This window comes from Streptomyces otsuchiensis (genome assembly GCF_004305975.1).
GTDB classification, from domain to species: domain Bacteria; phylum Actinomycetota; class Actinomycetes; order Streptomycetales; family Streptomycetaceae; genus Streptomyces; species Streptomyces otsuchiensis.
Genome location: NZ_BHZI01000150.1, coordinates 1 through 14,879 on the forward strand (window position 1 = coordinate 1; position 14,879 = coordinate 14,879).

General features: G+C 70.1%; 13 protein-coding genes and 1 pseudogene. 3 read left to right on the forward strand and 11 right to left on the reverse strand.

Annotation, left to right across the window (positions count from 1 at the left end; genetic code table 11):
• The 5 genes and pseudogenes from E0D90_RS15600 to E0D90_RS15620 all read right to left on the reverse strand — a co-directional run.
• Positions 1-370: pseudogene (locus E0D90_RS15600) on the reverse strand (PHP domain-containing protein); the annotation flags it as partial.
• Positions 367-1,494 (reverse strand): ABC transporter ATP-binding protein, encoded by a 1,128-nt coding sequence (locus E0D90_RS15605; RefSeq protein ID WP_130798834.1) that lies wholly within the window; start codon positions 1,492-1,494, stop codon positions 367-369. The pseudogene E0D90_RS15600 and the gene E0D90_RS15605, both read right to left, overlap by 4 nt.
• Complete coding sequence (locus E0D90_RS15610) at positions 1,494-2,474, reverse strand: carbohydrate ABC transporter permease (protein WP_130798836.1); 981 nt, start codon at positions 2,472-2,474, stop codon at positions 1,494-1,496. The genes E0D90_RS15605 and E0D90_RS15610 overlap by 1 nt, the downstream gene beginning before the upstream one ends.
• Positions 2,471-3,448, reverse strand: coding sequence for a carbohydrate ABC transporter permease (locus E0D90_RS15615; RefSeq protein ID WP_227870248.1), 978 nt, complete (start codon positions 3,446-3,448; stop codon positions 2,471-2,473). Before E0D90_RS15615 ends, E0D90_RS15610 begins: the two co-directional genes overlap by 4 nt.
• On the reverse strand, positions 3,426-4,808 hold the full coding sequence (locus tag E0D90_RS15620) for an extracellular solute-binding protein (RefSeq protein WP_103500259.1): 1,383 nt from the start codon (positions 4,806-4,808) through the stop codon (positions 3,426-3,428). Before E0D90_RS15620 ends, E0D90_RS15615 begins: the two co-directional genes overlap by 23 nt.
• Positions 4,809-4,915: 107 nt before the next feature.
• Between E0D90_RS15620 and E0D90_RS15625 the strand changes: the two genes are divergently transcribed.
• The gene (locus E0D90_RS15625; protein ID WP_307721147.1) at positions 4,916-5,677 is read left to right on the forward strand and encodes a GntR family transcriptional regulator; all 762 of its coding nucleotides are present in this window, start codon (positions 4,916-4,918) and stop codon (positions 5,675-5,677) included.
• Between the two features lie 94 nt (positions 5,678-5,771).
• Here E0D90_RS15625 and E0D90_RS15630 read toward each other — a convergent pair whose 3' ends face one another.
• The 6 genes from E0D90_RS15630 to E0D90_RS15655 are packed head-to-tail and all read right to left on the reverse strand — an operon-like array spanning position 5,772 to position 11,364.
• On the reverse strand, positions 5,772-6,122 hold the full coding sequence (locus E0D90_RS15630) for a cation:proton antiporter (protein ID WP_130798839.1): 351 nt from the start codon (positions 6,120-6,122) through the stop codon (positions 5,772-5,774).
• 2 nt (positions 6,123-6,124) lie between these two features.
• Positions 6,125-6,382, reverse strand: coding sequence for an MrpF/PhaF family protein (locus E0D90_RS15635; RefSeq protein ID WP_103500257.1), 258 nt, complete (start codon positions 6,380-6,382; stop codon positions 6,125-6,127).
• Positions 6,379-6,738 (reverse strand): Na+/H+ antiporter subunit E, encoded by a 360-nt coding sequence (locus E0D90_RS15640; protein ID WP_130798841.1) that lies wholly within the window; start codon positions 6,736-6,738, stop codon positions 6,379-6,381. Before E0D90_RS15640 ends, E0D90_RS15635 begins: the two co-directional genes overlap by 4 nt.
• A complete protein-coding gene (locus E0D90_RS15645) occupies positions 6,735-8,282 on the reverse strand; it encodes a monovalent cation/H+ antiporter subunit D family protein (protein ID WP_103528793.1) in 1,548 nt (515 codons plus the stop codon). The genes E0D90_RS15640 and E0D90_RS15645 overlap by 4 nt, the downstream gene beginning before the upstream one ends.
• Positions 8,279-8,587: a sodium:proton antiporter gene (locus E0D90_RS15650; protein WP_227870249.1), complete on the reverse strand. Its 309-nt coding sequence runs from the start codon at positions 8,585-8,587 to the stop codon at positions 8,279-8,281. Before E0D90_RS15650 ends, E0D90_RS15645 begins: the two co-directional genes overlap by 4 nt.
• Entirely contained in the window at positions 8,587-11,364 is a 2,778-nt protein-coding gene (locus tag E0D90_RS15655; RefSeq protein ID WP_130798843.1) for a DUF4040 family protein, read from the reverse strand. The genes E0D90_RS15650 and E0D90_RS15655 overlap by 1 nt, the downstream gene beginning before the upstream one ends.
• Before the next feature lie 494 nt (positions 11,365-11,858).
• On the opposite strand from E0D90_RS15655, the gene E0D90_RS15660 reads away from it, so the two are divergent.
• Together E0D90_RS15660 and E0D90_RS15665 are read left to right on the forward strand one after the other, a co-directional pair.
• Positions 11,859-12,485 carry a hypothetical protein gene (locus E0D90_RS15660; protein WP_130798845.1) on the forward strand — a complete coding sequence of 209 codons (627 nt, stop codon included), beginning with the start codon at positions 11,859-11,861 and terminating at the stop codon, positions 12,483-12,485.
• Between the two features lie 87 nt (positions 12,486-12,572).
• Positions 12,573-14,672, forward strand: coding sequence for a flotillin family protein (locus E0D90_RS15665; protein WP_103500252.1), 2,100 nt, complete (start codon positions 12,573-12,575; stop codon positions 14,670-14,672).
• The last annotated feature ends 207 nt before the right edge of the window (positions 14,673-14,879 follow it).

Sequence of the window (14,879 nt, forward strand, 5' to 3'; positions counted from 1 at the left end):
GTGCCGGAGGCCGGGGCGGGGGAGTGGTGTGGGTGGTGATCCGCACCGTGTAGTCCAGCCCGCCCGGCGGGACGCGGTGCAGCCGCAGCAGCACGTTCCAGACGCCGGGTTCCAGCTCTCCGTGGAGATAGCCGGGGGTGGCCCACTCGGGGGTCACGGTGTAGGTGTCGCGGGCGCCGCCGGACCAGCCGCGGAAGGCCGAGGCCCCGTCGCAGCCGAGGTCCAGCACGCCCGCTTCCCGGTCGAACTCCAGCTCCACGGTGATGCCCGCGGCCCCGGGAGCCACCTCGAAAGGCAGCTCCCGGAGGATCGCGTCCAGCCGGTCCTGGAGGGACCAGCGACCGCGGAGGACGGTGACGTCGCCGCTCACGCCGGGCCCTTGGCGAGGCTCGGAGCGTCGGCGGACAGCCCCGAGGGGTCGGCGCCGCCGGTGATCAGGTCACCGTCGCGGTAGAGCAGCACCCGGTCCTGACGGGGCACGGCGTAGCCGTGGTCACCGATGGCCACCGGGGTGTCCTCGTTGACGACGAGCTGCACGAAGCCGGCGGAGCCCTCCAGGGTCACCAGCTGCGCGCTGCCGAGGTTCTCCACGACGCGGACCTCGCCGCCGAGTGAGCCGGGGACGGCCGCCGGGGCGTGGCCCAGGTACTCGGGCCGGATGCCGTAGACGACCTTCTCGCCCTCGACGAGGTGGTCGCCCAGACCGACGGGGACCGGCAGCAGCTGGTCGCCGACCTCGACGCCCTGCGCCCGCACCACTCCGTCGAGCAGGTTCATCGGCGTGGAGCCGATGAAGGACGCGACGAAGGTGTTGGCCGGCCGCCGGAAGACCTCCGAGGGGGTGCCCAGCTGGCGGATCTTCCCGCCCTCCATGACCGCGATGCGGTCGGCGAGCGCCAGGGCCTCGGCCTGGTCGTGGGTCACGAAGACCGTGGTGACGCCCAGTTCGCGCTGGAGCCGCTTGAGGAAGGTGCGCGCCTCCAGACGCATCCGGGCGTCGAGGTTGGACAGCGGCTCGTCGAAGAGGAACACCTTCGGGTGGCAGGCCATGGCGCGGGCGAGGGCCACCCGCTGCTGCTGGCCGCCGGAGAGCTGGCCGGGACGGCGCTCCAGGTAGTCGCTGAGGCCGAGTTCGGCCGCGGTCTCGGCGGCCTTGACCGTCCGCTCCCTGCCCGCGACCTTCTTGATCTTCAGCGGGTAGGCGATGTTGTCGGTCACCGTCATGTGCGGGAAGAGCGCGTAGTCCTGGAAGACCATCGCCACGTCCCGGCGCCCGGGCGGGGTGCTGGTGACGTCGTTCTCGCCGATCCTGATGCTGCCGCCGCTGGACTCCTCCAGGCCGGCGATGGTGCGCAGCAGGGTCGTCTTGCCGCAGCCGGAGGGCCCGAGCAGCGCGAAGAACTCCCCGTCCTCGACGGTGAGGTCGATCTCGTTCAGGGCCCGGACACCGCCCGGGTAGACCTTGGTCAGCTGACCCATGGTGATGGCTGCCATCAGCGCTTGATACCTCCGTGGAAACGGAATCCGTACCGGGAACTGACGAACAGGAACATCAGGATCACTGGAACGGAGTAGAGCAGGGAGAAGGTGGAGATCAGGGCCAGGTTGGCCTGCCCGCCCTCGGTGTAGAACGTGTACATCACCACGGCTGCCGGGGACTTCTCCGGCGAGCGCAGCAGCAGGAAGGGGATCAGGAAGTTGCCCCACACCTGGGCCACCGACCAGACGGCGATGGTGGCCAGGCCCGGCCGCACGATCGGGACCACGATGTGCCGGACGATCTGCAGCGGCGAGGCGCCGAACACCCGCGCGGACTCCTCGTAGGACTGCGGCGTGCCGTCCATGAAGTCCTTGAGGATGAAGATGGCGCTGGGCAGCAGGCCGCCGGTGAGGATGAGGATGACGCCCAGCTGGGAGTCGATCAGCTTCAGCTCGGTGGCGAGGTTGAACAGCGGCACCATCGCGGCCGTGCCGGTGACGATGGAGGACAGCAGCAGCAGGACGTACAGCAGCATGTCCCGGCCCGGCAGCCGTACCCGGCTCAGCGCGTACGAGGCGAGCGCCGCGAAGACGACCACCAGCAGGCCGGTGCCGCCGGCCAGGATGATCGAGTTGCCGATCGACCGCAGCGCGTACGGGTTGTCCCACATCACCTGGAAGTTCTGCAGGGTGAAGTCGGGTACGGAGACCGACAGTCCGGGGGAGCTGTCGAAGGGCGCCGTCGCCAGCCACAGCAGCGGCAGGGCGAAGAACGCCAGCAGCAGGCTGATGAAGGTGTAGAAGCCGATGCCGGCGACGGCCTTGCGCGCCTGCTGCTTGGCCGCCTCCCGCTCGGGCGAGTCGCGGCGGGCGTGCTGCGGCCCGTCGGAGCGGGACGGTCCGGCCGCGGTGGCGGGTTCGCCGGACTGCTCCCGCGGCCCCCGCTCGTCGTGCGGCGGCGCGGGTGTGGCGTGGGGTTCGGTGGGGCGCGTCATGCGGTCTTGTCCTTCCGCTGCCTGAGCAGCCGCACGTAGACCAGTGCGATCACCAGGTTGATCAGCAGCATCAGTACCGAGATCGCCGCGCCGAAGCCGAGTTCACCGCTCTGCAACGCGATCTTGTAGATGAACACCGGCATGATCTCGGTGCGGTCTTCCGGCCCACCCGCCGTCAGCAGGAACGGGGTGAAGTCGTTGAAGGTCCACAGGCTGATCAGCAGCAGGTTGGTCAGGATGTGGCCCTTGATGCGGGGGAAGACGACGTCGCGCAGCTGCTGCCAGGTACTCGCCCCGGCCAGGCGCGCGGTCTCCAGGTGCGAGGGCGGCACGTTACCGATCGCGGCGGCGTACAGCATCATGGAGAAGGCGGCGCCCTTCCAGATGTTGAACACGATGATCGACGCCATCGGGTATTCCAGCAGCCACGCGGTACCCGGGGTGTTGATGAGCGCGTTGAACGTTCCGCCGTCGCGGTCCAGCAGGGCGATCCACAGGAAGGTGATCACCGAGCTGGGCAGGATCCACGCCAGCAGGACGAGCGCCTCGACGGTGCGCCGCAGCGCCCCGGTGCGGTTGCGCATCAGCCAGGCGATGGTGAAGCCGATGACGGCCTGGCCGAGGACGGCGGAGCCCAGCACGAACTGGAGCGTGAGCACCAGGGAGTTGGAGAACCGGTCGTCGCCGATCGCGTTGGTGAAGTTGTCCAGCCCGACCATCTGGGGGTCGGCCGCGGCGAATCCGGTGAGCCGGTAGTCCGTCAGGCCGAGGTAGATGGTCCACAGCGCGGGGAAGAGCAGGAACGCGGTGATCAGCAGCAGCGAGGGGGCGACGAAGCCCGCCGCCCGGCGGCGGCCGAGTCCGGCCGCGTCGCCGCCCGACTCGCGGGCGGCGGGGGCGCCCGCGGACGGGCGCCCCTTCGAACCGTTGCCCAGCGTGCCGGTGCTGGTGTCAGTTGGTGATGTTTCCGGCACCGCCGACGACTCCTTCCAGCTTGCCGCGGTAGGCCTCCGCGGCCTCCTCGGCGCTGCTGCCGGAGACGACCGCGGCGGTGGCCTCCTGGAGCAGGGTCGAGACGCGCGTGTAGTCGGCGAGGCCGGGGCGGTACGCGGTCACGGGCAGGACCTCGTCCGAGACGAACTTCAGCATCGGGTCGTCGGCGAGGACCTCCTCGTTGACGTCGGTGCGGGCGGTGATGCGGGCCTCACCGTCGAGCAGCGCCTTGACGGCCTCCTCGGAGTTCATGAAGGTCAGCAGCTCGAAGGCCAGCTCCGGGTTGTCGGTCTCGGGGTTGAGCACCCGCGCCGAACCACCGGACATGGAGGCGAAGTCCTGGCCGTGGATGCCGCCGCCGGGCTCGATGGCCGGGATCTTGGCGTAGCCGACGACCTCGTCGCGGTCCTCCATCGGCGCGATGCCGGTGTCGGGGCTCACCACGCTGCGCCAGAAGTAGTCGCCCTCCAGCAGGATGCCGATGCGGTTGTCGGCGAACTGCTCGAAGGACTTGTCGCGGCCCTGGGCCTCCTGCTGGAGGAGGGGGTCACCGAGGCCGTCACCGTAGATCGTCTCGTAGAGCGCGAGGGTCTCGGTCACGGCCTCGCTGTCGCCGCGCCACTTGCCGCGGTCCCAGATGTGCTCGCCGGCGCCGGCCAGCAGCGGCAGGAAGCCCTGCATGGTGGTCGCCTCGCCCATCGCCGTACCGGCGTTGAGCTGGATCGGGGTGACGCCGTCGAGGCCGTTGAGCGCCTCGGCCGCCTCGATCATCTCGTCCCAGCTGGTGGGCTGCCAGTCGCGGTCGAGGCCGGCCTGCTCGAAGAGGTCCTTGTTGTAGTAGAGGACGCGGCCGTCGGTGCCGGCGGGGATGCCGTAGCGCTCGTTCTCGAACGAGCCCAGCTTCTGCACGGAGTCGGGGATCTGGTCCCAGCCGTCCCAGAAGTCCGCCTGGGTGACGACCTCGGGCAGCGGCTTGATGTACCCGGCCTGGGCGAACTCGCCGATCCAGATACCGTCCAGGTTCATGATGTCCGGCCCGGAGCCGCCCTGGAGGTCCAGTGCCAGCTTGGTCTTGTACTGCTCGTCGTCGACACCGCTGGGCTCGAAGGTGACCTTGACCTCTTCGCCGTCAGCCTTCTTCTTCTCGACGAACTTGGGTATGACCCACTCCTCGATCCACTTGGCCTCCTGCTCGTTCTTGCCGCCCGCCACGGCGTTCGCGGAGATCTTGAGGGTGGAGCCGGAGCCGGAGTCGCCACCCGACTCGCCGCAGGCAGCGAGGACGAGCGTCACGGCCGCGGCGCCGGTGACCGCCACAGCACGTCTGGTGAGCACACTCATGAGACTTCTCCTTGGTGAAGTGTTTCGCGAGAGTTTCATAACGACAGGACGACGTAAAGACCTGTTGTCTTAACATTTGAGCAACGCGGGCTCTACGATCGGGAGATATGGCGATGACGAGGAACGAAGCAGCCGAGCTTCGGCTCAGTGTGGACCGCGGCAGCCCGGTTCCCCTTTACTTCCAGCTCTCCCAGCAGTTGGAAGAGGCCATCGAGCAGGGCAGGCTGCTGCCCGGTTCGCTGCTGGGCAACGAGATCGAACTTGCCACCCGCCTCGGCCTGTCGCGGCCTACGGTACGCCAGGCGATACAAGTACTTGTGGACAAGGGGCTGTTGATCCGGCGACGTGGGGTAGGTACTCAGGTTGTGCACAGCCAGATCAAGCGCCCGCTCGAACTGAGCAGCCTCTACGAGGACTTGGAAACCGCAGGTCAGCGGCCTGCCACGCGGGTGCTGCGGATCGAGCACGTCATCGCGCCGCCGGAGGTCGCGGCGGCGCTCGGCCTCGACAAGGAGGTCCAGGTGCACCTCGTGGAACGGCTCCGGCTGGCTCACGGAGAGCCGATCGCGCGGCTCCGGAACTACCTGCCGGAGGGCCTGATCCAGCCACGGGAGGGCGAGTTGGAGGCGACTGGTCTATACCGTTTGCTGCGCGCGGCCGGGGTCACGCTGCACAGTGCGCGGCAGCGGATCGGTGCCCGTTCCGCGACCGCCGATGAGGGAACCCTGCTCGGCGAGGCGACCGGCGCCCCGCTGCTGACGATGGAGCGCACCGCGTACGACGACACCGGCCGGGCCGTCGAGTACGGCTCACACCTCTACCGCGCGTCGCGCTACAGCTTCGAACTGCGACTGCTGGTCCGTCCCTGATCCGGACGGCCAACGAGGCCGAAAACACCCCCTGTACCGGAGGCGGGGGGCGGGGGCGTCCGCGGCGGCCGGCTCGCCTCCGGTTCGGTCCGGTTCAGTCCCGGTCCCCGCCGGGTCCCTCGCCGTGCTCCCGCAGTTCGGCGGTGTCCGTCGTCGGCACGAAATCGTGCCCGGACAGCACGGCGGCCCGGGCCAGCGTCATGCCACCGACCGCCGATGTCGCCAGCTGGAGAACGACGGCCAGCGCCACCTTGAACCCGGTCGACAGCGAGGGATCGGTCAGGGCCGTGCCGACGACGACGAAGGCCACGCCGATTCCCGCGGCCGTGGCGACCGCCGATGTCCGCATGTAGGGATCGGGCAGGCGGTGCAGCCCCAGCGCCGCCGCGACGAAGACCAGGCCGCCCAGCACCGCGACGACTTGTCCGATGACCTCGAACACCATGGTCAGCGCACCCCTCTGGTCAGCGCGCGCGCCAGGGAGACGGCGGCGAGGAAGGCCACCAGCGTCGCCACCAGCACCAGGTCCATGGTCGCGCCGCTGTGCAGCCGTGTGCCCACCAGGGCGATGAGCCCGATCACGGAGAACGAGAGCAGGTCGGCGGCGACGGCCCGGTCCGCGGGCGTCGGGCCTCTGACGATGCGGTAGGCGGACACGAGCACGGCCACCCCACAGCAGGCCGCCGCGATGTCGAGACCGATCATGGTGCGCCTTTCACGGTGAGGGCCCGCAACATCCGCCGCTCCATGTCCCGGAGGTCGTGCAGGGCCTCGCCTGTGTCGTGGTGGTACATCGAGTGGACCAGGAGCTCTCGTGCCCCGTCCGTGCCCGGGACGACGCCGAGCGTGAGGGTTCCCGGCGTCAGGGTGATGAGGGACGCGATGAGCGTCACCTGCGCGTCGGACCGGGAGTCCAGCGGCATGCGGACGACGCGTGGCTCGAAGCGGAAGCCGGGCGTCACGGCGTCGGAGAGCACGGCGTAGGAGGAGGTGACCACTTCCCCCGCGAACCAGAGCGCGAAAGCGGCCACCCGCCAGGGCAGGGTCAGATACGCCGTCATCCCAGCACCGCCTCGACGTAGGGCGCGGTGTCTATGAGTCCCTCGGCCGCCACTGTCACGACCGACAGCAGGGTCTCCGCGCCGAGCCCGAGCCCGAGCGTGATCACCGCCAGGGCCAGGGCGGGCAGCGCCGCTTTCACCCCGACGCGTGTCGGCTCGGCGGCGACGGTGACCGTGCCCCCGGCCTCCTCCGGTGCCGCCGGTCCGCCGGAGGACAGCTCCCGGCTCTCCGGGCCGGGCTCCGGATCGGGGGAGACGAACACCGCGTTCCAGATCTTCAGCATGGACAGCAGCGTCACCAGACTCACCGCGATCGCGCAGACGGCTGCCGCGACCTGGCCCGCGTCCAGGGCCGCGAGGATGAGGGTCAGCTTCGCCACGAAGCCGGAGAAGGGTGGCAGGCCGGCCAGGGAGAGCGCGGCCATCAGGAAGGCGGCCGCGAGCAGTGGTTCCCGTCTCGCGAAGCCGGTCAGCCGGTCGAGGCGGCCGGTGCCGGCGCGGACCTCGATGGCGCCCGCCGACAGGAAGAGCGACGCCTTCACGATCATGTGGTGGAGCAGGTAGAAGATTCCGGCGGCCAGACCGGCCGGGGTGAACAGCGCCACCCCCAGCAGGATGTAGCCGATCTGGCTCACCATGTGGAAGGCCAGGATCGACCGCATCGTGTCCTCGCCGACCGCACCGAGCACACCCACGACCATGGTGGCGCTGAAGACCACCACGCCGATCCAGAGGTAGCGCTGGTCACCCTCGAAGACCATCGCGTAGACGCGGTAGATCGCGTAGATCGCCACCTTGGTGTGCAACCCCGAGAACAGGGCGGTCACGGCCGGGGAGGTGGAGGGGTAGGTCCGTGCCAGCCAGCCGTGCGTGGGGACCGTGGCCGCCTTCATCCCCAGCGCGAACAGACACAGCGCCGTGGCGGCGGAGACCGCGGGCGACTGGGCCGCCGCTCCGGCCAGTTCCGCCAGGTTGACCGTGCCGGCGGAGCCGTAGACGAACGCCACACCGGCGAGGAAGACGGTCGAGACGAAGAGGTTGAAGGTCACGTACAGCCGGGAGCCGGTGACGGAGCCCAGAGTCCCCTCACCCCGCCGCGCGAGGATGAGCAGCCCGTAGGAGGGCAACAGCATCACTTCGATGAAGACGAAGAGATTGAACAGGTCGGCGGTGAGCAGCGCTCCGTTCACCCCGGCCGTCAGCACCAGGACCAGTGGTGCGAACAGGCGCACGGTGCCCAGCTCCGAGGTGAGAGCGAAGGCGACGCACACCAGGGACAGCACGCTGGTGACGAGCAGCATCAGCGCCGAGAGGGTGTCCGCGACGAACGGGATGGCGATGCCACCCGGCCACAGACCCACGCCGTGCGCCAGGACGTCGCCGGTGTGGGTCGAGAGCACCAGCCAGAGTGCCGCGAGGACGTTGACCGAAAGGAAGGTGACCAGGACGCCCGGCACCCAGCGGGCACCCTGACGTGCCATGGCGGTGGTGCCGGCCGCTGCCAGGGGGAGCCCTACCAGCAGCGGTAGCAGGGTGGGGCTCATGCGTCCGTCTCCTCGTCCTCTTTCTCGCGGCCGGTGACGGCCAGAACCAGCAGGTACACCGTGATGGCGAAGGCGATGACGATCGCGGTGAGCACGAACGCCTGGGGCAGCGGGTCGGCGGTGACCAGCGGGTCGGGGCCGGAGCCGAGCGGCTCCTCCCGCCGGAAGAGACCACCCGAGCCGAACAGAGTCAGGTTGACCGCGTGGCTCAACAGCACGAAGCCGATCACCACCCGCAGGAACGTCCGGTCGAGCATCAGATAGACGGCACCCGCCACCAGCGCTCCGACTGACAGGGCAAGCATCATCGCGGGGCCTCCTCCGACCGGTCGGTGTCAGACGTGTCCTGCCTCGGGGGAGGCCCGCCGGAAGCCTGGGGGACGCCCAGGAGGTTCACCGCGGCCAGGATGACGCCGAAGACCGCGAGATAGACACCGACGTCGAAGATCAGGGCGGTGGTCAGGTGGACGCCCAGCACGTCCGCGTGCAGCGGTCGCAGGAACGATCCGTCGACGAGCCCGAGGAGCCCGGTGCCGACCGCCACCACGATGCCTGCCCCGGTGATGGCCAGGTAGGGCAATCGCAGCGGCGCCGCGGTGTCCGAGGGCGCGGCGAGGTAGAGCAGCCCCAGCGCGGAGGCACCGATGAGCGCGGCGATGAACCCGCCGCCGGGCGCCGAATGGCCACGCAGCAGCGCGTACAGCGACACCAGCAGCATCAGCGGCACCAGCGGCCTGGCGAGCGTCCGCAGGAAGACGGAGTTGAGCGTCGGGTCGCCCAGCGGCCCGGGACCGGAGACGGCCGGGGAGCCTCCCACCGGCGTCCGCGCGGTCAGCAGCGCGGACATCGCAAGCGCGGTGACGCCCAGCACCACCAGCTCGCCCAAGGTGTCCAGGGCCCGGAAGTCGACCAGGATGGTGTTGACGACGTTGGTACCGCCGGTCTCGTTCTCCGCCTCGCGCAGGAAGTACTCACCCGCGGCCGACAGCGGGCGGTGGCCGGTGAGCGCGAGCACGCCGACCGTGGCCACGAGACCGCTCCCGACCGCGAGCACGCCGGTGGTCACGCGACGCCGCACGGCACGCGGCCGGAACCCACGCGGCAGCCTGCGGATCACCAGGACCATGACGAGCACCGTCAGGATCTCCACCAGCAGCTGGGTGAGTGCGACATCCGCGGCGCCCAGCGCGAAGAACCAGAGGGCGACCGTGAACCCGACGACACCCGCGGCCATGACCGCGCCGAGTCGGGTCCGGGACGCCACCGCCGCGACGATGCCGGCCACCAGCATGAGCGTCAGGCCGGCGTCCGCCAGCGCCACCCCCTCACCCCAGGTCCGCCAGCCTGTCGTCCACAGCGCGGCGAACGCGCCCACCGCGGATACGACTGCGATCGGTACCGCCAGGTGGGCCGCCGGGGCGTCGGTGCGGGTGAGGTCGCCCACGCGACGGCCGCTGTCGATGATCATGGTCTGGGCCCGGGTGACCGCCCGCACCCCGGTGAAGGGGAAGAGGGGCCGTGCCAGAGCGGCGTCCACCCGGTCGCGCCGCCAGACCAGGAGCGCGCCCCCGGCGACGGCGACCGCGGACAGCAGCAGAGCCGCGTTCAGGCCGTGCCACAGGGACAGCCCGTAGATCTCCGCCTCGGGGACGCCCGCGGCGTCGGCCGCCGCAGGCAGCACCAGCGGGTCGAGGAACCCGACGAGGACGCCGGCCACGGCCCCGGCCATCGCGGTCACGGCCACCGCCGCCGACATCGAGACGGTGCCGCGCGCCGGCTTCACCCGGTCCCCGTCGCCGGGCAGCGTGGTGACCAGCACCCGCGCGCTGTACGCGACGGTGCCGACGGCCGCCACCATCGCGGTCAGAGCGACCACCAGTCCCACCGCCCGCCCCGCCGGGGCGTGCAGCATGGATTCGAAGACCAGCTCCTTGCTCACGAAGCCGAGGAGCGGGGGCAGGCCGGCCATACTCGCCATGGCCAGCACGGCCATGGCCGCTGTGGCCGGCATTCCCCGCGCCAGGCCGCGCAGCTCACGGATGTCCCGGGTCCCGGTTCTCTTCTCCACCAGCCCGACGAACATGAAGCCGGAGCTCTTGAACAGGGCGTGCGCGACGACGTGCACCGCGGCGGCGGTCAGCGCCTCCGGGGTACCGACACCGATCACCGCGACCAGCAGACCCAGCTGACTCACCGTGGAGTACGCCAGCAGCTCCTTGAGGTCCGTGCGCTGCAAGGCGAACACGGCCCCCATGACCGCGGTCAGCAGCCCGAACGTCACCAGCAGGGCCGGCCACACCCACGTCGAGGAGGCGGCGTCACTGAACCGCATCAGCAGGTAGATTCCGGCCTTGACCATCGCGGCCGCGTGCAGATAGGCACTCACCGGCGCGGGGGCGACCATGGCGTCCGGCAGCCAGGCGTGGAAGGGGAACTGCGCCGCCTTGGTCATCGCCGCCACCGCGACGAGGGCCGCCACCGTGCCGCTGAAGAGCGGGTCCTCCGCCCAGACCGGATCGGAGAGGATCGCGCCGAGGTCGGTGGTCCCGGTGCGGACCACCAGCGCGCCCACCGCGCCCAGCAACGCCAGTCCGCCCGCGGCGGTCACCAGAAGCGTGCGTCCCGCTGCGGGCCCCGCCGCCGGGGAGGAACGGAGGATCAGCAGATAGGAGCAGAGCGTGGTCAGCTCCCATGCCACGAACATCACGACGATGTCGTCGGCCAATACCAGAGCGAGCATCGCGAAAGCGAAGAAGACCATCAGCGTGTAGAAGCCGACCGCCGCGCGCGTCACATAGGCGGCCGAGTACAGCATGACGACCGCGCCGACGCCGAGCACCACCAGGGCGAAGAGGTACGACAGACCGTCCAGTTCGAGACGGAGCGCCACGTCGATGGACGGTATCCAGCTGAGACTCTCGGCCCGGACACTCGATCCCGGGTACATGCTCGCGGCGGCGGCGGTCAGCGCCGCGAGCCCTCCCCCCAGGACCCAGCCCGCCCGCGGGCCGAGCAACGCGGCGACGACGGGGGCGAGCAGAGCGAGTAGCGCGGCTGAGGAGAGAAGGAGAACAAGGCTCACGAGGTCACCCAGGCCCACCGCGGTGCGTGACCGGGGAGCGGCGGGAGATCGCCTGCCGACATCCCCGGCGGCGGTGAGGCAGCTCGCAGCACAGGGGCTCGGTGAGAGTACGAGAGGGGCACGGGAAACCTTTCGCGATCGACTGAGGACGTCGCCGACCAGGCTTCCCGGCACACCATTTCGGACACTGTAGCCCACGCCGTCACCCGGCACCCAGATGACCTAGATCACAGCGTGAACGCCGAAGAGGCGGGAAAAAGCACATGCCCGCGATCACGCCGGGCGGCTGAATCCGGCCGCTTCTCATCCCCGTGGAAACTCGTCCGACCTGTGTTCTTCCCGGATGGACGCGACGCGGAGCCGGCCCGCCTCCCGGTGTCATGGCCTCAGGTCACGGACATGTCACCACTGTGCACCGGAGCCGTCCCCACCGGGTTCATCGCGCGGGGCGGTGGCGTATAACTGACGCATCAGGTGACAGGGGGATCGGTTCCATGGGGGAGTTCGTCTCGGCGGCGCTGGATTTTCCCGCCGTCGTGTTCACGTTCCCACTCCTCGTGGTCATCGCCTATTGGCTCTTCGCCGCCGTCACCGGACTCGCCGGTGAGATCTTCGACGCCGATACGACCGACGCCTCGGATTCCGGTGGCGCGGCCGGCGGATTCACCGGATTCATGACCGCGCTCGGCCTCGGCGGCGTCCCCGTCACCGTGGTGCTGTCGCTGGTCATCGCCGTCGCCTGGTTCGTGTGCCTCGTCGGTACGGTGCTCTTCGACCACACCCTGGTGCGTTTCGGCTTCCTGCTGCTGGCGCTCTACATCGGCTGGCACGTCACCTGGCTGCTGGCCAAACCGCTGCGCCGCATGCTGCACACCACCTCCGCCGGCCGGAACGCCGACTTCGTCGGCCTGGTCTGCGAGGTCCGCGTCGGCTGCGCGCCCGGCCGGTTCGGCCAGGGCCTGGTCACCGCCGCCGACGGCGGGACCGCGCTGATCGACATCCGTTCCGAGGAACCCGAGCCGATTCCGGCCGGGAGCCACGCACTCATCTACGACTACGACGCCGAAGCTGACTTCTTCCGCGTCGCCCCGGCCGGAGCCGCCGCCGACCCGCTCGGCTGAGCGCCCGGTCACCCCGGCCGCGCCGCGCCGCAGACGGCGCCCGGCCCGCTCCACCGACCCGCTCGACCAGACGAAGGACGTACCAGGATGGACGCTCCCATCAGCCAAGGAATCGGCGTGCTCATCGCCGTCGGCCTGCTCATATTTTTGGTGCTGCTGTTCGCGCTCACCCGCCTGTTCCGCAAGGTGGAACAGGGCAAGGCGCTGATCGTCTCCAAGATGCGGAAGGTCGACGTCACCTTCACCGGCACCGTCGTCCTGCCCGTGCTCCACAAGGCCGAGATCATGGACATCTCGGTCAAGACCCTGGAACTGAGCCGGGTCGGCAGTGACGGCCTCATCTGCGCCGACAACATCCGCGCCGACATCAGGATCTCCTTCTACGTCCGGGTCAACAACACGATCGAGGACGTCATCAAGGTCGCCCAGTCGATCGGCACCGAGCGGGCCAGCAATCAGGACACCCTGCAGCTGCTGTTCAACGCCAAGTTCTCCGAGGCGCTGAAGACCGTCGGCAAGCAGCTGGAGTTCGAGGCGCTCTACGACAAGCGCGACGAACTGAAGCAGCGAATCATCAACGAGATCGGCCGTGACCTCAACGGCTACCGCCTCGAAGACGTCGCCGTCGACTATCTGGAGCAGACCCCGCTCAGCCACCTCGACAAGAACAACATCCTGGACGCCCAGGGCATCCGGAAGATCACCGAACTCACCGCCGCGCAGCACATCCTCACCAACGAGTTCCGGCGGAACGAGGAGAAGGAGATCACCCGGCAGAACGTCGACGCCCGCGAAGCCGTCCTGGAACTCGAACGGCGTCAGGCCGACGCGGAGATCAAGCAGAACCGCGAAGTCGAGTCGGTGCGCGCCCGCGAGGAGGCCGAGGTCGCCCGCGTGCAGGCCGAGGAGCGGCTGCGCTCCCAGACCGCCGCGATCAAGACCGAGGAACAGATCGGCGTCCAGAACGAGAACCGCGCCCGTGAGGTCGCCGTCGCGCAGCTCAACCGCGAGCGGGTCGTCGCCGTGGAGAACGAGCGGATCGAGAAGGACCGCCAGTTGGAGGTCATCTCCCGCGAGCGCGAGACCGAACTCCAGCGCATCGCCAAGGACAAGGAACTGGAGGGCGAGCGCCGCGACATCGCCGACGTCATCCGCGAGCGGATCGCCGTCGAGAAGACCGTCGCGCAGCAGGAGGAGGAGATCAAGAAGCTGCGCGCCGTCGAGGAGGCGGAGCGCGACCGTCAGGCCCTGATCATCACCGCCGAGGCGGAGGCCCAGGAGCGGCTGGTCAAGGACATCAAGGCGGCCGAGGCCGCCGAGCAGTCCGCCACCCACCGGGCCGCCGAGGAACTGACCATGGCCGAGGCACGGCGCAAGGCCGCCGAGCTGGACGCCCAGGCCGCCATCCGGATGGCCGAGGGCAAGCAGGCCGAGGCCGCGGCCGAGGGTCTCGCCGAGGCCCAGGTGCGCGAGCGCAACGCCGAGGCCATCGCCAAGGTCGGCGCCGCCGAGGCCGAGGTCGACCGTCAGAAGCGCGTCGCCGAGGCCGAGGGCATGCGCGAGCAGCTCCAGGCCGAGGCCGACGGTCTCAAGGAGAAGATGCAGGCCGAGGCGACCGGCATGCGCGAGAAGATGCAGGCGGAGGCCACCGGCCTCACCGAGAAGGCCGCCGCGATGGCAGCCCTCGACGCCGCCAGCCGGGAGCACGAGGAGTACCGGCTGCGCCTGGAGGCGGAGAAGGAGGTCCGGATCGCCGGCATCGACGTGCACCACAAGATCGCCGAGGCCCAGGCCACCCTCATCGCCACCGGCCTGGAGAACGCCAAGATCGACATCGTCGGAGGGGACTCCGTCTTCTTCGACCGGCTCATCGGCGCCATCTCCGCGGGCAAGAGCGTGGACGCGTTCGTCGACAACTCCGACCGGGCGCAGGCCATGGCCGGCCCGTGGCTGGACGCCAAGAACTCGACCTTCACCGACGACATCACCGGGATGCTCGCCGGCATGGGAGCGAGCGGTCTGCGCGACCTCACCCTCGCCGGACTGCTCGGCCGCCTCATCTCCGGCGGCGGCGAGCACACCGGGCAGCTCCAGGGCCTGCTGGAGGCCGTCCGGGCACAGGGCCTGGCCGACACCCCGCTGTCCAGGCTGGGCGTGCCCAAGCAGCTCGACGGCACCACGCCGTAACGGCGTTCGCGCGGGCGGCCGCACGGGACCGGGACCGGTGACCTCACGGTCGCCGTGACCTCATCGGTCCCATGAGTCCCGTGAGTCCCGTGACGTCACGGGACTCACGGGACCGGTGATCCCACGGTTCCGGCGGCCGTCCGCGTGCCCCGGCGTCCCGGACGCCGGGGCACCGCCCGCCGCCGGGCCGTCCGCCCGCGCCCGCCC

Excerpts from the sequence above, each read along its gene's own strand:
- E0D90_RS15635 (WP_103500257.1), bottom strand. The coding sequence starts at position 6,382 with ATGATCGGTCTCGACATCGCGGCGGCCTGCTGTGGGGTGGCCGTGCTC.
- E0D90_RS15610 (WP_130798836.1), bottom strand. The coding sequence starts at position 2,474 with ATGACGCGCCCCACCGAACCCCACGCCACACCCGCGCCGCCGCACGAC.
- E0D90_RS15645 (WP_103528793.1), bottom strand. The coding sequence starts at position 8,282 with ATGAGCCCCACCCTGCTACCGCTGCTGGTAGGGCTCCCCCTGGCAGCG.
- E0D90_RS15640 (WP_130798841.1), bottom strand. The coding sequence starts at position 6,738 with ATGACGGCGTATCTGACCCTGCCCTGGCGGGTGGCCGCTTTCGCGCTC.
- E0D90_RS15625 (WP_307721147.1), top strand. The coding sequence starts at position 4,916 with ATGGCGATGACGAGGAACGAAGCAGCCGAGCTTCGGCTCAGTGTGGAC.
- E0D90_RS15605 (WP_130798834.1), bottom strand. The coding sequence starts at position 1,494 with ATGGCAGCCATCACCATGGGTCAGCTGACCAAGGTCTACCCGGGCGGT.
- E0D90_RS15665 (WP_103500252.1), top strand. The coding sequence starts at position 12,573 with ATGGACGCTCCCATCAGCCAAGGAATCGGCGTGCTCATCGCCGTCGGC.
- E0D90_RS15620 (WP_103500259.1), bottom strand. The coding sequence starts at position 4,808 with ATGAGTGTGCTCACCAGACGTGCTGTGGCGGTCACCGGCGCCGCGGCC.
- E0D90_RS15650 (WP_227870249.1), bottom strand. The coding sequence starts at position 8,587 with ATGCTTGCCCTGTCAGTCGGAGCGCTGGTGGCGGGTGCCGTCTATCTG.
- E0D90_RS15660 (WP_130798845.1), top strand. The coding sequence starts at position 11,859 with ATGGGGGAGTTCGTCTCGGCGGCGCTGGATTTTCCCGCCGTCGTGTTC.
- E0D90_RS15630 (WP_130798839.1), bottom strand. The coding sequence starts at position 6,122 with ATGGTGTTCGAGGTCATCGGACAAGTCGTCGCGGTGCTGGGCGGCCTG.